General features: G+C 68.2%; 16 protein-coding genes. 1 reads left to right on the forward strand and 15 read right to left on the reverse strand.

From position 1 onward, the window contains the following. Positions 1 to 3: 3 nt before the first annotated feature. The 3 genes from BST12_RS34610 to BST12_RS10155 are packed head-to-tail and all read right to left on the reverse strand — an operon-like array spanning position 4 to position 4,106. Complete coding sequence (locus tag BST12_RS34610) at positions 4 to 2,118, reverse strand: acyl-CoA dehydrogenase family protein (protein WP_139801587.1); 2,115 nt, start codon at positions 2,116 to 2,118, stop codon at positions 4 to 6. Between the two features lie 4 nt (positions 2,119 to 2,122). Continuing rightward, positions 2,123 to 2,914 carry an enoyl-CoA hydratase/isomerase family protein gene (locus tag BST12_RS10150; RefSeq protein ID WP_083112979.1) on the reverse strand — a complete coding sequence of 264 codons (792 nt, stop codon included), beginning with the start codon at positions 2,912 to 2,914 and terminating at the stop codon, positions 2,123 to 2,125. 16 nt (positions 2,915 to 2,930) lie between these two features. Beyond that, positions 2,931 to 4,106, reverse strand: coding sequence for a CaiB/BaiF CoA transferase family protein (locus BST12_RS10155; RefSeq protein ID WP_245850207.1), 1,176 nt, complete (start codon positions 4,104 to 4,106; stop codon positions 2,931 to 2,933). Positions 4,107 to 4,284: 178 nt separating this feature from the next. Between BST12_RS10155 and BST12_RS10160 the strand changes: the two genes are divergently transcribed. Beyond that, the gene (locus BST12_RS10160; RefSeq protein WP_083113040.1) at positions 4,285 to 5,046 is read left to right on the forward strand and encodes an IclR family transcriptional regulator; all 762 of its coding nucleotides are present in this window, start codon (positions 4,285 to 4,287) and stop codon (positions 5,044 to 5,046) included. A 2-nt stretch (positions 5,047 to 5,048) separates the two neighbouring features. Here the strand turns inward: BST12_RS10160 and BST12_RS10165 are convergent, their stop codons facing one another. The 12 genes from BST12_RS10165 to BST12_RS10220 all read right to left on the reverse strand — a co-directional run bounded on the left by BST12_RS10165 (position 5,049) and on the right by BST12_RS10220 (position 17,894). Continuing rightward, positions 5,049 to 5,807, reverse strand: coding sequence for an alpha/beta hydrolase family protein (locus tag BST12_RS10165; RefSeq protein WP_083112981.1), 759 nt, complete (start codon positions 5,805 to 5,807; stop codon positions 5,049 to 5,051). A gap of 177 nt (positions 5,808 to 5,984) precedes the next feature. Next, positions 5,985 to 7,622, reverse strand: a complete 1,638-nt coding sequence (groL, locus tag BST12_RS10170) for a chaperonin GroEL (RefSeq protein WP_083112982.1) — start codon at positions 7,620 to 7,622, stop codon at positions 5,985 to 5,987. Between the two features lie 77 nt (positions 7,623 to 7,699). Then, positions 7,700 to 8,002: a co-chaperone GroES gene (gene groES, locus BST12_RS10175; RefSeq protein ID WP_011739140.1), complete on the reverse strand. Its 303-nt coding sequence runs from the start codon at positions 8,000 to 8,002 to the stop codon at positions 7,700 to 7,702. Positions 8,003 to 8,165: 163 nt separating this feature from the next. Continuing rightward, the gene (gene tsaD / locus BST12_RS10180) at positions 8,166 to 9,218 is read right to left on the reverse strand and encodes a tRNA (adenosine(37)-N6)-threonylcarbamoyltransferase complex transferase subunit TsaD (RefSeq protein WP_083112983.1); all 1,053 of its coding nucleotides are present in this window, start codon (positions 9,216 to 9,218) and stop codon (positions 8,166 to 8,168) included. A 49-nt stretch (positions 9,219 to 9,267) separates the two neighbouring features. Next, complete coding sequence (rimI, locus tag BST12_RS10185) at positions 9,268 to 9,735, reverse strand: ribosomal protein S18-alanine N-acetyltransferase (RefSeq protein ID WP_083112984.1); 468 nt, start codon at positions 9,733 to 9,735, stop codon at positions 9,268 to 9,270. Then, positions 9,732 to 10,361, reverse strand: a complete 630-nt coding sequence (gene tsaB, locus BST12_RS10190) for a tRNA (adenosine(37)-N6)-threonylcarbamoyltransferase complex dimerization subunit type 1 TsaB (RefSeq protein WP_083112985.1) — start codon at positions 10,359 to 10,361, stop codon at positions 9,732 to 9,734. The genes rimI and tsaB overlap by 4 nt, the downstream gene beginning before the upstream one ends. After that, positions 10,352 to 10,858: a tRNA (adenosine(37)-N6)-threonylcarbamoyltransferase complex ATPase subunit type 1 TsaE gene (gene tsaE, locus BST12_RS10195; RefSeq protein WP_083112986.1), complete on the reverse strand. Its 507-nt coding sequence runs from the start codon at positions 10,856 to 10,858 to the stop codon at positions 10,352 to 10,354. Before tsaE ends, tsaB begins: the two co-directional genes overlap by 10 nt. Further along, the gene (locus BST12_RS10200; RefSeq protein WP_083112987.1) at positions 10,851 to 11,954 is read right to left on the reverse strand and encodes an alpha/beta fold hydrolase; all 1,104 of its coding nucleotides are present in this window, start codon (positions 11,952 to 11,954) and stop codon (positions 10,851 to 10,853) included. The genes tsaE and BST12_RS10200 overlap by 8 nt, the downstream gene beginning before the upstream one ends. Beyond that, positions 11,951 to 13,129, reverse strand: coding sequence for an alanine racemase (gene alr, locus BST12_RS10205; protein WP_083113041.1), 1,179 nt, complete (start codon positions 13,127 to 13,129; stop codon positions 11,951 to 11,953). Before alr ends, BST12_RS10200 begins: the two co-directional genes overlap by 4 nt. A gap of 22 nt (positions 13,130 to 13,151) precedes the next feature. After that, positions 13,152 to 14,894 carry a molybdopterin-dependent oxidoreductase gene (locus tag BST12_RS10210; protein WP_139801595.1) on the reverse strand — a complete coding sequence of 581 codons (1,743 nt, stop codon included), beginning with the start codon at positions 14,892 to 14,894 and terminating at the stop codon, positions 13,152 to 13,154. 174 nt (positions 14,895 to 15,068) lie between these two features. Next, complete coding sequence (gene gad, locus BST12_RS10215) at positions 15,069 to 16,463, reverse strand: glutamate decarboxylase (RefSeq protein WP_083112988.1); 1,395 nt, start codon at positions 16,461 to 16,463, stop codon at positions 15,069 to 15,071. A 15-nt stretch (positions 16,464 to 16,478) separates the two neighbouring features. Beyond that, positions 16,479 to 17,894 carry an NAD(P)H-hydrate dehydratase gene (locus BST12_RS10220; RefSeq protein ID WP_083112989.1) on the reverse strand — a complete coding sequence of 472 codons (1,416 nt, stop codon included), beginning with the start codon at positions 17,892 to 17,894 and terminating at the stop codon, positions 16,479 to 16,481. Positions 17,895 to 17,911: the final 17 nt, after the last annotated feature.

Here is a 17,911-nt window from a genome sequence, read left to right on the forward strand (position 1 = left end):
CGGTCAGTCGTCCTCCGTGGTGGCGGTGATCAGCTGCCAGAAATCCCGCGCGCCCGCGGCCAGCACCCTGCGGCCCACCGCACCTGCCCACGCATGCTCGGCGCCGTCCTCTTCCCGCCACGCCCACAGCCGCAGTGTGCTCTGGTGCAAGGGGCTGAGTTCGGTGAAGCCCACGGCACCGTGCAGCTGATGCGCGATGCGGGTGATCTCGGCGACCGATGCGCTGGCCTGCGCCTTCGCACAGCCGATGACGAAGTCGGCGTCCCGGCCGGCCGCCATCGCGTTGACCGCGCAAGCGACGGCCGAGGACACCACCGCGACCTCGCCGATCAACTGAGCTTCCTCCTGGCGGACCGCCTGGAACCGGCTCAACGGCCGGCCGAACTGGTGCCGGGTGGCGGTATGGGCGACGGTCAGCTCGACGCACCGCTGCGCGGCACCCGCGATAAGGCATGCCTTGGCGAGGGCAGCACCGGCCCGGGCTTGCTCGACCATCCGCTCGGTCAGCGGGTGAATCCGCTCCGCCGCCACCTGGACATCGAGCAATACCACGCCGTCGCGGGGTTCTCCGGCCAGGTTCGTCCCCTCGTGCAGCACGCACTGCGCGCGGTCGAGCAACAGCGCGACCGGACCGTGTGGGCCGCGGGTGACGACCAGGATCTGCTGGACCGCGACCGCCCAGCCCACATCGGGCAGCGTGCCGCTGACCACCACGGCGTGCGGGTGGGCGAAGCGAACGTTGAGCCGCGCATCGGTGTCTATCGCGACCGCTACCGGGCCGGCCGGCACTGCCATTCCGATTTCGGCCAGCAGCGGATGAGCCACCAGCAACGTCTCCGCGAAGGGCCCTGGGGCGCCGTGGTATCCGGCGTCGCGGACCAGCGCGGCGCGCGTGGCGACATCGGCCACTCTCGGCAGCAGATCGGCGTCCCAGGGTGCACGGCCGGCACCGGCTCTCGCCTTCTCCATGCCTTTGATCACCACGCCGCGCAGGATCTCGTTGGCGCCCCCGCCCAGGGTGTAGGTGGGGCTGTAGCGGATGGCGCAGCTGAGCACCTCGGCGAAGGAGCCGATGGTGGCATCGGCGCGCGGCGCTACCGGCAATAGCTCCCTGGCCGTATTGACCAGCTCGCCCTGGAACCGGGTACCGAGGTCTTTGACCAGCGCGGCCTGCACTTCGGTGGAACCACCGGATTCCAGAATGGCGGCCACGCCCAATGACATGTGGCGCAACGCGACAAGCCGGGCGACGAGCCGGCCGAGCCGGCGCTGCTGCTCCGGGCTGACCGGACCCCGCGACAGCTCCCCCACCAGCGCGACCAGCAGCGGAGTGGTGGCAAGCACGCGTTCGGGCCCGCTGCGCTCGAAGGCCAGCTCCGCGGTCACCTGTTGCCATCCCTTGCCCTCTTCGCCGAGCAGCATGTCCGGGCCGCCCTGGACCCCGTCCATGTGAAACTCGTTGAACCGGTGTTCTCCGGTGAGAAAGCGGATCGGCTTGGTGTGCACGCCCGGCGCTTTCAGGTCGACGATGAATTGGCTGAGCCCTTGGTGGCGGTCCTCGGCGTCTGGGTCGGTGCGGGCCAGCACGATCGCGTAGTCGTTGACGTGCGCACCGCCGGTCCACATCTTCGTGCCCGTGATCCGCCAACCGTCCTCGGTGCGTTCGGCCCTGGTCTGCACGGCGGCCAGATCGGAACCGGCGTCCTTTTCGCTCATGCCGATGGAGAAGAAGCACCGCCCCGCGGCGATGGCCGGCAGGTAGCGCCGGCGTTGTTCTTCGTTGCCGTGCTTGAGGATTGAGGGGCCGGACTGCCGGTCGGCCAGCCAATGCGCGGCCACCGGGGCTCCGGCCACGACGAGCTCTTCGAGCACCACGTACCGCTTGAGCCAGCCGTCGCCGTTGCCACCGTACTCGGGAGGCAACCACATACCGATCCACCCGCGTTGGGCCAGCCGGCGGCTGAACTCCGCGTCGCGGGTGTGCAGCCACGCGGCGGGACGCCCCAGGACCGTGCCCGCGGCACGTTCCTCGTCGATGAATTCCCTTACTCGCCTGCGTAATTCGGCGGCTCCGGGCGGGAGCTTGGCCTCGGGCAGATCGAAAACGAAAAGCGTCATCGGGTCACCGGCCGGAGAACGCAGGTGTGCGGTGTTGCCTGGCCGCGGCAATACCTTCGGCGAAGTCCGCGGTCATGGCGGTCAGCGGCTGGGCCACCGATTCCCATGCCAGCGACGCCTCGACGGTGAACGGGCCGTTGAGCAGCCCGCTGCGGGTGAGCCGCACCGCGGCGGGGGCACCCTCGGCGATCGCGTGTGCGGTCGACAACGCCCGATCCAACACATATTCGGCCGGCGATGCCGCTAACACGAGACCGATGTCGGCGGCCTCGGCACCGTCGACGAGCCGGCCGGTGTACAGCAGCTCGCTGGCGCGTTGGGTACCGACGGCCGCCACCAGCTCGGCCATGGTCGCCATGCCCGAGTGCAGGCCCAGTTTGACGAACGGGGAGCCGAGCTTGGCTTCCGTTGCGCAATAACGCAATTCGCAGGCCAGGGCCAAAGCCAGCCCGCCGCCGATGGCGTGACCGTTGATCGCGGCGATCGTCGGCACCGGCAGCTCACGCACGGACAACCAATCGCGGTAGAGCTGGGTGAGTCGGCGGCGGCTTTCCAGCAGGCCGGCGGTACGGAGCTCGTCCAGTTCGGCCAGGTCGGCACCGGCACAGAAAGCGCGGCCCGCACCGGTGACGACCACCGCACGCAGGTCAAGGTCGGCTTGCAACTCATGCACCACCGCACGCCACTGGGCCGTCATCGCTTTCGACATCGGGTTGCACCTGTCCGGATCGTTCAGCGTGAGCACTACGACGCCGTCGGCATGACGATCGACGCGCACAAGTTCTTCGGTAGCCATGGCGGTTGCCTTCCGTTTACTCGGTGATGCCGAACTCGGCGAGGATTTCGGCGGTGTGCTCGCCGATGTGTGGGCAATGCCGTCGCAGGGTGGGCGGCGTTGCCGAATACCGCACCGGAGAACCGATTACGCGGTATGCGCCCTCGCTGGGGTGTTCGGCGATTTCGAACAGCTCGCCGTCGCGCACGTAATCGCTGTCCGTCGCCTCGGCCAAGCTCTTGACTGGGGCCGCGGCGACCCCACGGGCATCACAGGCGGTTTGCAACTCGTCCATCGAATAGGTCGCGGTGAGTTCCTCGACCAGGGCATAGAGCTCGTCGACGTGGCGTGCCCGGGCCGCCCGGTCCTGGAACCGGCAATCGCGCGCCAACTCGGGACGCCCCAGGATCGCAAAGAAGTCGCGCCAGTTGCGGTCCCCGTACGGGAGCACGCACATCCAGCCGTCGCGAGCCCGAAAAGCCTTGTGATATCGACTCATTGCGCGCTGGTAGCCGAATTCCGCGGCCGGTGGTTGGTAGGCCGCGCCGCCGATATGTTCGACGAGGTTGAACGTCAGCATGGTGTCGAGCATCGGGACTTCGACGTGTTGGCCGCGCCCATGTTCGGCGCGGTAGTACAGGGCGGCCAGGATGGACTGTGTCAGCACCAGCCCGCACACCTTGTCGGCCAGTATCGTCGGCGGCAGGTAAGGCGTACCGGTGCTCTGCTGGTTCAGCCACACCATTCCCGATGCCGCCTGGACGACGTCGTCGTAGGCCGCGCGATTCTGCTCGGCGGTGCCGCTGCGGAAGCCGTGTGCGCTGGCGTAGACGAGCCTCGGATACTCGGCGGTCACCTTGTCGGCAGCCAATCCGAGCCGGGCCAACGAGGCGGGGCGCAGATTCGTCAGGAACACATCGGCAGCGGCCAGCATCTGCTCGAGCGCGGCGCGCCCAGCTGCCGATTTCAGGTCGAGTACGACGCTGCGCTTGTTGCGGTTGAGGTTCAGTCCCATCCAGCCCATGTTCTTGTGGCGCCACGGCTGGTACTGCCGGGTGACATCGCCCGCGGTGGTCTCGATCTTGATGACGTCAGCGCCGAGATCACCCAGTAACTGACCGGCCAAGGGACCCATCACCACTCCGGCCAGCTCGATCACCCGCACCCCGGCCAAGGGGCCGGCCGGCGGCTCGTCCCGTCTTTGCGTTCGCACGGGGTGACTCCTGTTCGTATATACGGACATTAGATTGGATATGCGAACATATAGTTCCGCATATCCGGACACTGGTCAAGGTGATCCGGGCAACACAGTGCTCGCATAGGGATATATGGCCGATTAGGCAGTATCGTCGGCAACGGAATGGGTGACGTATATCCGGACGAAAGGCCTGATGTCAGAGCACGAAGCGGCGGTACCCGCGAGCGCGACCGCCAAAGAACATCGCACGGTTTCGCGCGTCACGACGATCCTCGAACGGGTCGCGGCCGGCCGTAACGGCGTCCGACTCACCGAACTCACCGCCGCGCTCGATGCACCGCGTTCCTCGGTGCACGATCTGGTCAAGGGCCTCGTTGCCACCGGGTACCTGCAGGAAAAGGGGGGAACCTACTGGATCGGTCCCGCGATCGGGGCGCTGCTCATGACTGCACCGCCCAGCATCGACCCGGTAGCCCGGCCGGCGATGGAGGCCCTACACCGGCGCTTCGACGAGACCGTCATGCTTGCTTCGCGGGTGGGGGACTCGGTCGTCTATACCGACGCCGTGGAGTCAACCCAGTCGATCCGGTACTCCGCACCGCTGCATACGCGCCGCCCGCTTTACCCCACCAGCGCGGGCAGCTGCTTCTTGGCCTTTGGTCCCGAACCGGAGCGGGAGGCTTTCCTTGCCGAGCGGTTCGACGACGTCGAGCAGCGGACACTGGTCCGAACCGAACTCGAGGCGGTACGGGCCGACGGCGTGGCCCTGAACGATGGCAAGACGCTGCCGGATGTTTCCGGGGTGGGCGCACCCGTCCTGATCAACGGCCGCGTGGTGGGAGTGCTGTGCGTGGCCGGCCCCACCACCCGCCTGGGCGACCTGCTGCCGACGATCGCCGCGGCAGTCAAAGCCGCGGCAGAAGAGGTGTCGAAGCGGCTCACCAGCCACTTCTAGGCTCACTCGTCCAGGTATGCGTCGGCCCAAGCGCCGATGATGCGGCCTGCCCGATGAGCCTGGCCCCGTGCGGTAAGCAGGTGATCGGAACCCTCGAGCGAAACGAAGCTGCGCGGGTGGCGGGCCAAGCGGAAGATGTCAGTCGCGTTTTGGATGCCGACCGTGTTGTCGGTGGGCGAATGCAGGATGAGCAGCGGCAGGCGCAAGGTCTTGATCTTGTCGTGCAGGTGGGCCGCGCGGACATCCTCGACGAATGCCTTCTTCAGGGTCAGCGTGCGCCCGCCGACCATCCACTCGGCGCTGCCCTCGGACAGGCAGCGGTCGACCACCGCGTCGTAATGCTTCTCGACATGCCCGACGTCAATCGGCGCCGCCACCGTAACCACCGACCGCACGCCCGGCGACTGCCGCGCCGCGGCCAGCACCGCGGCTCCGCCCCACGAGTGCCCGACCAGGATGTCGGCCGGGGTGCCGCGGTCGGCCATGAACTCGCATGCCTTGACGATGTCGTCGACCTTCACGGTGAACGACCCGTCACCCCAGTCGCCCGCTGATCCGCCGAGACCCAGCGCGTCGAAGCGCAGCATGCCGATGCCGTCGGAGGCCAGCTGCTTGCAGATTCGCGCCGCGGCCGGCGAGTCCTTACCGAGGGTGAAGCCGTGCGCGAATACGCCCCAGCCGCGCACCGATCCCGCCGGCACCTCGATGATCCCGGCCAGTTCCGGGCCCGTCGAGCTTTGGAACGTGACGCGTTCGCCCATGGTGGAGGTCTATCACGTCGCGGACGGCTCGGTGGTTTCGGTTGCAGCCCAACGCGACACATACACCAGGCACACGACCCGCCGCGATCCGTGTGCCTGGCTTATTTCTCGAGGAGGGCCTCGTAAAACCGAAACACCCCCGGTCGCCAAACCGGGGGTGTTTCCTTGCCAGCGCTTCTAGTGATGGTGGCTGTGACTGTGGCCGTGACTGTGGCCGTGGCCATGGTCGTCGTCTGCGTGGGCAGGCTTGTCGACCACCACCGTCTCGGTGGTGAGCACCATCCGGGCCACCGACGAGGCGTTGAGCACCGCGGACCGGGTCACCTTGACCGGGTCGACGATACCGTCGGCAGCCAGGTCGCCGTAGTTCAGGGTGCTCGCGTTCAGCCCGTGTCCAGCGGGCAGCTCGCTGACCTTGCTGATCACTACCGCGCCGTCCAGCCCGGCATTGGCGGCGATCCAGTACAGCGGTGCGGCAAGGGCCTCGGAGAACACGTCTACACCCAGGGCCTCGTCGCCGGAGAGCTCGCCACGCAGCGACTTCAGCACCTCGCGAGCCTGGATGAGCGCCGAGCCACCGCCTGCGACGGTGCCCTCTTCGACAGCCGCCTTGGCGGCCGCAACCGCATCCTCGACGCTTTCCTTACGCTCCTTGAGCGCGGTCTCGGTGGCCGCACCGACCTTGATGACGGCTACCCCCCCGGCCAGCTTGGCCAGCCGCTCGCCCAGCTTCTCGCGATCCCACTCCGAGTCGCTGTTGTCGATCTCGGTGCGCAGCAGGTTGACTCGCGCAGCGACGGCCTCCGGAGTGCCGCCACCGTCGACGATGATGGTGTCGTCCTTGGTGACCACGACGCGACGCGCCGAGCCCATCACCTCGAGGCCCACCTCACGCAGCACCAGACCGGCGTCGGGGTTGACCACCTCGGCACCGGTGACCGCCGCCAGGTCCTGCAGGAACGCCTTGCGCCGGTCGCCGAAGTACGGCGACTTGACCGCGACCGCTTTCAGCGTCTTGCGGATGGAGTTGACGACCAGGGTCGCCAGGGCCTCGCCCTCGACGTCCTCGGCGATGATCACCAGCGGCCGGCCCGCCTCGGCGACCTTCTCCAGCAGCGGCAGCAGGTCGGGCAGCGAGCCGATCTTGTCCTGGTGCAACAGAATCAGCGGGTCCTCGAGCATGGCCTGCTGGGAGTCGAAATCGGTGACGAAGTACGCGGACAGGAAGCCCTTGTCCCAGCCGATGCCCTCGGTGAACTCCAGCTCGGTGCTCAGTGTCGACGACTCCTCGACGCTCACCACGCCGTCGTGGCCGACCTTGCTCATCGCCTCGCCGACCAACTCGCCGATCTGCTCGTCACGCGAGGAGACCGTCGCCACCTGGGCGATTGCCTCTTTGCCGGACACCGGCGTGGCCGCGGCCAGCAGTGCCTCGGACACCGCGTCGGCGGCCTTGGCGATCCCCGCGCCGAGCGCGATCGGGTTGACCCCGGCCGCGACCAGCCGCAGCCCGCCCTTCACCAGCGCTTGCGCCAGCACGGTCGCGGTGGTGGTGCCGTCGCCGGCGACGTCGTTGGTCTTGGTGGCCACCGACTTCACCAGCTGGGCACCGAGGTTCTCGAACGGGTCTTCCAGGTCGATCTCGCGGGCCACGGTGACGCCGTCGTTGGTCACGGTCGGCCCGCCGAATGACTTGGCCAGCACCACGTGCCGGCCGCGCGGCCCCAGCGTCACCCGCACCGTGTCGGCGAGCTTGTCCATGCCCGCCTCCATGGCACGACGCGCGGTTTCGTCGTACTCGATAAGTTTGCTCATTAAGGATCCCCTTCAACGCGAGCCGCCCCGGAAATCACCCGCGGTTCAACACGGGGATCGCCGGGGCGGGACACGGGTTACTTGGAAACGACAGCCAGCACGTCGCGTGCCGACAGGATCAGGTATTCCTCGCCGCCGTACTTGATCTCGGTGCCGCCGTACTTGCTGTAGATGACGGTGTCACCCTCGGCAACGTCCAGCGGGATCCGCTTCTCGCCGTCCTCGTCCCACCGGCCGGGGCCGACTGCGACGACGGTGCCCTCCTGGGGCTTCTCCTTGGCGGTGTCGGGGATGACCAGACCGGACGCGGTCGTGGTCTCGGCCTCGTTGGCCTGCACGAGAATCTTGTCCTCGAGTGGCTTGATGTTCACCTTCGCCACGATTTGGAGCCTCCACTAGTTAGAGTTGGCGGTCGGTCCGGGGCACGCCCCGGGACCGTCCGAATTACCAGGTGATGGCATTCTTCTCAACCCTCACGTCGTCGTCGCGGGTGCCGGCGCAGGAGCTGTCCGATTGCCACCTAGCACTCTATACATGCGAGTGCTAGCACTCAAGGGGGGCCCGCTGCTTCCCGGCAACCTGTCCCGTTACCACCGGTAAACCGGGATCGCTGGGTACATCCAGCGGTGACGGCGGTGCCCCGGCGGCAACCAGTTGCGCGGCGAACGCGGCGATCATCGCTCCGTTATCGGTGCACAACCGGGGTCTGGGTATTCGCAACGTCAGCCCCGCCGCGGCACACCGTTGGGTGGCCAGCTCGCGCAGCCTGGAATTGGCGGCCACTCCCCCGGCGATCAGCAGCGTAGACACACCCAGCTCAACGGCCGCCCGGACCGCCTTCTTGGTCAGCACGTCGGCGACGGCCTCCTGGAAACCGGCCGCGACATCGGCGGTCCGGAAGTCCGGGTGGCTCTCGACGTAGCGGGCCACAGCGGTCTTGAGCCCGGAGAAACTGAACGCGTGCGGGTCGTCGTTGGGGCCGGTCATGCCGCGCGGGAAAAAGACGGCCTGCGGATCCCCGGTGCGGGCCAGCTCGTCGAGCACTCTGCCGCCGGGATAGCCGAGGCCGAGTAACCGCGCCACCTTGTCGTAGGCCTCGCCCGCGGCGTCGTCAACCGTGCTGCCGAGTTCGACGATCGGCTCGCCCAGCGAACGCACGTGCAGCAGGTGGGTGTGACCCCCGGACACCAGCAGCGCCACACATTCGGGTAGCGGCCCGTGCTCGTAGACGTCGGCGGCCAGATGCCCGCCCAGGTGGTTGACGGCGTAAAAGGGCGCGCCCCAGGCGGCCGCATACGCTTTGGCCGCGGCCACGCCCACCAGTAGCGCGCCGGCCAACCCGGGGCCGATGGTGGCGGCGACGACGTCGGGCTGGGTCAGGCCGGCCGTGGCCAAGGCGCGACGCATCGCCGGACCCAGGGCTTCCAAGTGGGCGCGGGAGGCGATCTCGGGCACCACCCCGCCGAACCGCACGTGCTCGTCGACGCTGGACGCCACCTCGTCGGCCAGCAGTGTCACGCTGCCGTCAGCGTCGAGGCGCGCGATCCCGACACCTGTCTCGTCACAAGACGTTTCGATGGCCAGGATGACGGTCATCCGCGCCGCTCCTCCTCATCACTGCGTTCTGCATCGTCGCCGGCGCGGGTCACTGCGGTACCCGTCGCATGGTGTAGGCGTCAGCGCCGCTGACCCGGTAGTAGCGCTTGCGCAAACCTATCTGCTCGAATCCCACGCTGCGGTACAGGCCGAGGGCGGCCTCGTTGTCGGTGCGGACCTCCAAGAAGACGACGCCGCCCTCGGCGAAGTCCAGCAGTTCGTCCAGTAGCCGACGGCCGATGCCCCGCCCTTGATAGTCCGGGTCCACGCCGATGGTGTGCACCTCGTACTCGAAAGGCGGGGTGCGGCCCAGCCGCGAGATGCCGGCATAGCCGACCAGCAGCCCCGCGCTGCGGGCGCCCACATAGTGGTTGCGGACGCTGGCCAGTTCGCGTTCGAATGCGACGGCCGGCCATGGGTCGTCGCCGTCGAAGAGCTGGGCTTCCAGTTCGGCGCAGCGGTCGGCGTCCGCGCGGGTCAGCGCGCCGAGGGTGACGGGCTCGACGGGAGCGGTCATAAGCGCTCCGCCAGGGGTTTGGCGTCCGGACGGCGCAGATACAGCGCCACCAGCGGCGCCGGCTGCGCGGACCAGTCAGGTACCGCGGCGACCAGGCCGGCCGGGGTGGGGCAGACCGGCTCGATGCACGGCAGGCCGAACAGCGCCGCATGCTCCGGAGAACCGGCGACCGCCCGCGCCGGGCCGGGGTCGACGTCGGCCGCGGCGTCGACTCCCGGACCGCCGGTGCGAATTCCGTCGCGGTAGCGCGCCCAGTAGACCTCGCGACGGCGTGCATCGGTGACCACCAGCACCTCGCCGCTGGTTTGCCCGCCGATGGCGTCCAGGCTGCACACGCCGTGCACGGGGATGTCCAGCGCATGCCCGTAAGCGGCGGCGGTGGCCATGCCGGCCCGCAGGCCGGTGAACGGGCCGGGACCGCAGCCCACCACGACGGCGTCCAGGTCGGCCATCGTCAGCCCGGCATCGCCAAGTGCGGCAACCACATTCGGTGTCAGCCGTTCGGCGTGGGCACGGGCGTCGATGGTTACCCGCTGCGCCAGCACGGCTGAATCCTCAAGCCGGACAATCCCCGCCGTCACCGCCGGTGTGGAAGTGTCGAGCGCGAGAATCGTGCCTATTTGCACCGCTCCTCCTCATCGCTGCGCTCTGCATCGTCGTCGATGTACGATCCCCACTCCCACGTGGCAATCCTGGTGTCGGAGTGGCTGATTCGCTCGAGCCGAACGTCGAGGTGGCGCTCCGAGAGGCGCTCGGCCAGGCCCTCGCCCCACTCCACCACGACGACCGCATCCTGCAGATCGGTGTCGAGGTCCAGCGAGTCCAGTTCGCCCAGTAGGTCCGCACCCCGGTGATCCAGCAGCCGGTAGACGTCGACGTGGATCATCGCCGGACGCCCGGACCGGCGCGACGGGTGCACCCGCGCCAACACGTAGGTCGGTGAGGTGACGGGACCGTCGACATCCATCGCCGCAGCAATCCCCTTGGCCAGCACGGTTTTTCCGGCACCGAGCGGCCCGGAAAGCACGACGACGTCGCCCGCGCGCAGCTGTTCGCCCAGCCGTGATCCCAGCGCCACGGTGTCCTCCACGCGCTCACATGTGGCGCTGCCCTGCCTATCCACGCCGGAACCGTTCGCGTAACCGGCGCAAGCGCAACGTCATCTTGCCCGGGACGGCCCGCTCGACGAGCCGGATAAGCCCGTCGTTGATGGCCTCGGGCTTGTCCAGCAGCGCCAGGTGGCTGGCCCCTTCGACGATGACGAGTTCGGACAACGGCAGCGAGGCGGCCATCTTTCGCGAGTATTCGTCGGGGGTGAGCAGGTCATGGTCACCGCAGGCGATCAGAGTCGGGATCCGCAGCAGCGTCCACAGTCCGGCCGTTTCGTCGTGCGTTTCCAGCGCGCTCAAAAAGCCCATCAGCGTGGCGATCGGGGTGGCGTTCATCATGCGCTGCGAGAACGCGTCCAGGCTGCGGCTGACCTGCAGGTCACTGTAGGAGGCGGCACGCAGAATCGGCCCGATCAGCGACCGGGACACGTTGCGGCCGCGGTGCACGAGCTTGGGCGCGGACTTGGCCGCAAAGCGCACGGCGTCCAGGGCCGGGTTCTTCAGAAACTCACCCAGCGGCGAGCGGGTAACCCCTTCGGCGGCCGAGGAAATCAACGCAGCGCCGATGATCCGCTGGCCGTACTGCTCCGGGAATTGGCGGGCATGCGACAGCACGGTCATGCCGCCCATCGAGTGGCCGACCAACACGATCAGCCCGCGCGGCGCGGCTGCCTGCACGACGGCTTCCAGATCCTGGCCGAGCTGGGTCAGGGTGTAGGACTCCGGGGCGCCTTCCCCGGACTGGCCGTGTCCGCGCTGGTCGTAGAAGACCATGCGCACGTCCGAACCCCATCGCTCGGCCAGCCTTATCCGCTGAAAGTGGAAGGCGCCCATGCGTAGACAGAATCCGTGGGCGAACACCACGGTCAGCGGCGCATCCACCGGGCCGGCCTCGCGCACCGTCAACGTAACGCCGTCGGTGGTCACCACTTCCTGGCTGCGATCGCTGTCGAGTCGATCGAAATCCTCATCGGCCCAGGGATCTTCGAGCAGGGCGCGGTCGGCCATCGACCGGCGGGCCGAGGCTCCTACCAGGGTGGCGACCGCAGTCAGCCCGGCGCCGCCCGCAAGCCAGGCCTTCTGGCGTTTACGGGTTTCGCTGTCACTCAAGGTCGTTCGGGTCCTTCAGCCTCGCGATAGCTTCTGACGATGCGTCCCCGCGGACCGGTGACCACTTCGTAGTGGATGGTGCCCAGGAGATCGGCCCAGTCCTGCGCGGTGGGCTCGCCGCTATTGCCGGGCCCGAACAGGATCGCCTCGTCGCCTTCGGCCACGTCGAGCGGCCCGGGCCCCAGGTCGACGACGAACTGGTCCATGCAGATCCGCCCGACGCCGGGCCGGCGCCGGCCGTTGATCAACACCTCCAGCCGCCCGCCCAACGCGCGGACCACGCCGTCGGCGTAGCCCACCGGGATCAGCGCCAGGTTGGTGTCGCGTGGCGCGACCCAGGTGTGAGCGTACGACACGCCCTCGCCGGCGCGAATCGACTTCACCAGCGCAACAGCACATTTCACGGTCATCGCCGGCACCAGACCCATGTCGCCCAGCTTAGGGACCGGGCTCAGCCCGTACACGGCGATACCCGGGCGCACCAGGTCGAAGGCCAGATCGGGCCGGGTCATGGTGGCCGACGAATTCGACAGGTGCGCCAGCTCGAAGCTCACCCCTTGCTCGCGGGCCTGGGCCAGCAGGTCGCGGAATCGCGCGGCCTGAAGGTCGTTGATCGGATCGTCGGGTTTGTCGGCGAAAACCATGTGCGACATCAGGGCGCGCAACCGGATCGCTTCCTCGGCGACGGCCTGGCGCAGCGCGGCCAGCATCGCCGGGTACTGGTCCGGGCTCACGCCGTTGCGGTTGAGCCCGGTGTCGACCTTGACGGTCACCGTTGCCGCGCGGCCGGTCCGTCGTGCCGCGTCCAGCACCTCGTCGAGTTGGCGCACCGACGACACGGCGATCTCCACATTGCCCAGCAGGGCAGGCGCGAAGTCCAGGCCGGGCGGGTGCAGCCAGGCCAGCACCGGCGCGGTGATGCCGTCGGCGCGTAAGGCCAGCGCCTCGTCGACGGTGGCCACACCGAGTTCGGCGGCTCCGGCGGCCAGCGCGGTGTGGGCGACCCGAACCGCACCATGGCCATAGCCGTCGGCCTTGACCACGGCCATGACCCCGGCATTGCCGGCGTGCTCGCGCAACACCCGCACGTTGTGCGCGATTGCATCGAGATCCACCACGGCCTCGGCGAGGACTCCCGGTGTCAGCGATAGCGGCGTAACGGCCCACCCCTTCATGGCCGCCATTGTCCCAGAACGTTCAGATGGTCTGGTGGCGCCCGAAGTACTTGTGGTCCTCGCTGTAGCCGCCGTAACCGCTGCCTATCTCGGAGTAGTGGGCCAGAAACTCGATGCCTTTGATCCACTTGACCTGCTTGAAGCCATGCTGGAGTTCGTTGCGCAGCCGCAGCGGCGCGCCGTGGCCGTAGCTCAGCGGTTCGCCGTTCATGTCGTAGGCCAGCATGCTCAGATGGTGGCTCATCTGATCGATGGGGTGCACGTTGTAGTAGATCCCGCCGGTGGCGCCCAGGCCCAACGAGTAGAACGCCACCCATTTGGCTTGCGGCAACGGTTTGACGATGTCCATGATGGCCTGCATGGACACCCCGCCCCATTTGGCGACACCCGACCAGGCCTGAATGCAGAAGTGCTGGGTGATCTGCTCGTGGTAGCCCAGCGCCTTCAACTGCTCGAGTGAGAAGTCGGTCGGATTTTCGACGAGACCGTAGACCCGCAACCGCCAATCGCGAAAGCCGCTGTTCTCCAGCTCCTTGTACTCGACGCTGTCCGGTAAACGGCCGTTGTGCCAGAAGTACGGCGAGATGTCCTTCTCGGTGAACGCGCCCGGCTCCGGATTCATCCGTTCCAGCAACCGTTGCAGCGGCCCGATCAGCGCGTCCCCGGTGCGCTGCACGACGCGGGGGTGCCGGATGGTGAGCGGGGTGGCCGCCACCCAGCCCACCACCGTTATCACCATCGCCACGGCAAAGACCACGAAGCCCACCCAACTGGCGTCGTCGCGGGTGGCGAACATGTGGTTGAGGTTGCGCAGCGCGGCGGTGGCAAACACCAGCGTGACGTGCACGAGGATGAAGAAAACGAAGAACACCAGCACCAGGAAGTGCAGCGAGCGCGCGACTTGAATGCTGAGCCGCTTGCTGATCACGGTGAGGCGCATCGACAGCGCCGGGGACATGCCCAGACCGGTGATCAGCGCGGCCGGCGCCGCGATGAACACCACCGTGAAGTAGGCCAGCAACTGCAGACCGTTGTAGGCGATCCAGCCGTTGTCGTTGGTCGGCCAGTCCAGCGACAGGTACTGAATCGCGACCGATGCGGCGTTGGGGAAGACGTCCCAACTCATCGGCACCAGGTGCCGCCACTGCCCGGTGACGAACAGCAGCACGTAGAACACCAACCCGTTGACCAGCCACAGCACGTCGGCGCCCAGATGCCACCAGCGGGCCAGCCCGATGGAGTGCCGGAAACCCGGAAGCCCGAACTGTCCGGGCAGGGCGACGGTGTCGTCGTTGGCGGTCCAGTAGCCCTCCGGTACCGGCGGGCCCACCCGCAGCCACTCATCCTTGCCCGGCGTGCAGTTGCGGCTGAAGTACAGCCGCGGGTGGTCGCAGAGGATCTGAATCCCCGACCGGATGATGAACGTCATCAGGAAAAGGTTGAAGAAGTGGGTCCAGCCCTCCCAGGCATGCATGCCGGTCGGCACACCGCGGGTGTCGGTGCCGGGATAGCGCTGGATGAACGACTGCACCGCCGGCATGTTGTGCAGGCCCTTGCCGATCGCCACCGCCGCGACCAGCAGGGCGAAGCCGATGGGCAGCAGCCACAGCAGGTTGAACCACTTGTCCTGGCCCACCCGTAGCTTGGGCGCGGTGGCGCGCCTGCTGAGGTCGAATCCGCCGCCGTAAGTCTGCAGATCGATCTGGTCGTGGGCGGGATGGATCTCGGCGCTATAGGACTCCAGCGCCAGCTCGACGAGTTCCACCTCTTTGAGTTGGGTGGATTCCGAAGATTCTGCGGAAGTCGCGGTGGTTCCCGGCCAGTTCACCCGCTGGACCGCGTCCCGGTCGTCACTGCTTGCGCGGCTCACGAGCGTCTCCTCTCGTTCCGCAATTCGCGATACCTTGTACCCCCGCGGTCCGAGCACAAACCGCGATCGTCAGTGCGCGAAGTGCTGAGCCTCATAGTGTCCGCCCGGCTTGAGCTTGTCGAGCGTGCTCAGCGCGGTGACGGCGTCGTCGTGCAGGGCCCTGGCCAGGTCGGCAGATAGTCCTTCGCGCACCACGATGCGCAGCACCGACACGTCGGTGGCGTTGTCGGGCATGGTGTAGGCAGGCACCTGCCAGCCGAAAGTCCGCAACTCGTGGGACACGTCGAACTCGGTGTACCCGCGATCCCTGGCGAGGCGGAAGCTGACCACCGGGATCGCCGAGCCGTCCGAGATGAGCTCGCAATGGTCTCCGGTGCGCAACTGCTCCGCCAGCCACCGCGCGGTCTGCGACAGGGCCTGCATGACCTTGGTATAGCCGTCGCGGCCCAGCCGCAGGAAGTTGTAGTACTGGCCGACCACCTGGTTGCCCGGGCGGGAGAAGTTCAGCGTGAACGTCGGCATATCGCCGCCCAGGTAGTTCACCCGGAAGACCAGATCGTCGGGCAGGTACTCGGCGCTGCGCCACACCACGAACCCGACGCCGGGATAGGTCAGCCCGTACTTGTGCCCGCTGACGTTGATCGACACCACCCTGGGCAGCCGGAAATCCCAAACCAGCTCGGGATGCAGGAACGGCACCACGAAACCACCGCTGGCGGCGTCGACGTGCACCGGGACGTCTACCCCGCCGCTCGCGGCAAGCTTGTCCAGCGCCGCGCAGATCTCGGCGATGGGCTCGAGTTCGCCGGTGTAGGTGGTGCCCAGGATCCCCACCACGCCGATGGTGTTCTCGTCGACGGCGTCCACCACCTGTTCGGGGGTGATGACGTAGCGGCCCTCTTCCATCGGCAGGTAGCGGGGCTCGACATCGAAGTAGCGGCAGAACTTTTCCCACACCACCTGGACGTTGGAGCCCATCACCAGGTTGGGCGTGCGCTTCTCCCAGCTTTCCTTGTTGGAACCGACCTTCTCGCGCCACCGCCATTTCAGCGCCAGCCCGCCTAGCATCACCGCCTCGCTCGACCCGATCGTCGAGACCCCGACGGCGCTGGACGGGTCGTCGTCGCGCAGGTGTTCGGCGTGGAACAGGTCGGCCACCATGGCCACGCAGCGCTGCTCGATGGCCGCGGTCGCGGGGTATTCGTCCTTGTCGATCATGTTCTTGTCGAACGTTTCGGCCATCAGCCGCCCGGCCTGGGGGTCCATCCAGGTGGTGACGAAGGTGGCCAGGTTCAGCCGTGAGCTGCCGTCGAGCATCAGTTCGTCGTGAATGAACCGGTAGGCGGCTTCGGGATCCATCGACTCATCCGGCAGCCGCAATGCCGGCACCGGTGCGGTGAACATGCGACCGGTGTAGGCCGGGGCGATCGAATGCGCGGGCACAGACGGATGGTGTTGTGGCACAACGGATCCTTTCGGCTAGATGGTGGCCAGGGCGGCCCGGATGTGGTGCAGGATTCGCGACGACGACGTGGGCGCCTCGCCGGGCCCCGGGGCGGCCGCCGACAGCGCCGCGGCTCGGGCGTGGGCGAACGCGGCCATGGCGGCCGCCTCGGCGGCCGGCACCCCGGAGGCCAGCAGCGCGCCGATCATCCCGGACAGCACGTCGCCGGATCCGGCGGTGGCCGCCCAGGCCTGTCCGGCGGGATTCAGATAGACGGGGCCGCCGGGGTCGGCGATGACGGTGACGTTGCCCTTGAGTAGCACGGTCGCGCCGACCGCGTCGGCCAGTCGGCGGCAGGCGCCGACGCGGTCGTCGCCGGGCGGCGATCCGGCCAGCCGGGCGAATTCACCGGCGTGCGGCGTCAGCACGGTAGGCGCGTCGCGGTTGGCCACCAGGTCGGGATGGGCCGCCAGCATGGTCAGGCCGTCGGCATCGACGATCACCGGCAGGTCGGTTTCCAGCGCGAACCACAACGCCGCAGCCCCCGCTTCGTCGGTGCCCAGCCCGGGCCCGACCACCCAGGACTGCACCCGCCCGGCCGCCGCCGGCGTCGGTGACGCGATGACCTCGGGCCAATGCGAAAGCACCTCGGCGTGGGCACTTCCGGCGTAGCGGACCATCCCGGAGGTGGCCGCGACGGCAGCGCCGGTACACAGCACGGCCGCGCCCGGGTAGGTCGACGAGCCGGCCAGCACGCCCGTCACACCCTGGGTGTATTTGTCGTCGCGGGCGCCCGGCACCGGCCAGCGCGCGGCAACGTCGGCGGCCTCGAACCCCAACACGTCCGTGTCAGGCAGATCCAGCCCGATATCGACCAACTTGACCCGGCCGCAATCGGCGAGCGCATGCACGGGTTTGAGCCCGCCGAAGGTGACGGTCAGTGCGGCATGGACGGCGGGGCCGGTGATCGCCCCGGTCGCCACGTCGATGCCGCTGGGGATGTCGACGGCAACCACCGGAATGCCGGCCGCGGCGTCGAATACCTCGGCCGCCGCCGGCCGCAGCGGGCCCGAGCCCGAGATGCCGACCACGCCGTCGATGACGAGATCCGTTGCTGCCGAGACTCTTTCGACTACCCGGCCACCGACCTTGCGGAAAGCGGCCAGCCCGTTGCGGTGGGTGTGTTCGGGTTTGAGCAGTACCGCGTCGGCGGCCGCACCGCGGCGACGCAGGAACGTGGCCGCCCACAGCGCGTCGCCGCCGTTGTCACCGGATCCGACGACCGCGCAGACCCGGCGCCCGGCCACCCCGCCGGTTCGCGCGGTCAGCTCCCCGATGATCTGGCTGGCCAGGCCGAAAGCCGCCCGCCTCATCAGCGCGCCCTCGGGCAGACTGGCCAGCAGTGGGGCCTCGGCTTCGCGGATCACCTCGGCCGAGTAGTAGTGGCGCATGTGCCTGACACTACGTG

The organism is Mycobacterium angelicum (assembly GCF_002086155.1).
GTDB classification, from domain to species: domain Bacteria; phylum Actinomycetota; class Actinomycetes; order Mycobacteriales; family Mycobacteriaceae; genus Mycobacterium; species Mycobacterium angelicum.

Excerpts from the sequence above, each read along its gene's own strand:
- rimI (WP_083112984.1), bottom strand. The coding sequence starts at position 9,735 with ATGACCGCTCCCGTCGAGCCCGTCACCCTCGGCGCGCTGACCCGCGCG.
- alr (WP_083113041.1), bottom strand. The coding sequence starts at position 13,129 with ATGAAGGGGTGGGCCGTTACGCCGCTATCGCTGACACCGGGAGTCCTC.
- groL (WP_083112982.1), bottom strand. The coding sequence starts at position 7,622 with ATGAGCAAACTTATCGAGTACGACGAAACCGCGCGTCGTGCCATGGAG.
- BST12_RS10165 (WP_083112981.1), bottom strand. The coding sequence starts at position 5,807 with ATGGGCGAACGCGTCACGTTCCAAAGCTCGACGGGCCCGGAACTGGCC.
- BST12_RS34610 (WP_139801587.1), bottom strand. The coding sequence starts at position 2,118 with ATGACGCTTTTCGTTTTCGATCTGCCCGAGGCCAAGCTCCCGCCCGGA.
- BST12_RS10220 (WP_083112989.1), bottom strand. The coding sequence starts at position 17,894 with ATGCGCCACTACTACTCGGCCGAGGTGATCCGCGAAGCCGAGGCCCCA.
- BST12_RS10160 (WP_083113040.1), top strand. The coding sequence starts at position 4,285 with ATGTCAGAGCACGAAGCGGCGGTACCCGCGAGCGCGACCGCCAAAGAA.
- tsaD (WP_083112983.1), bottom strand. The coding sequence starts at position 9,218 with ATGACCGTCATCCTGGCCATCGAAACGTCTTGTGACGAGACAGGTGTC.
- BST12_RS10150 (WP_083112979.1), bottom strand. The coding sequence starts at position 2,914 with ATGGCTACCGAAGAACTTGTGCGCGTCGATCGTCATGCCGACGGCGTC.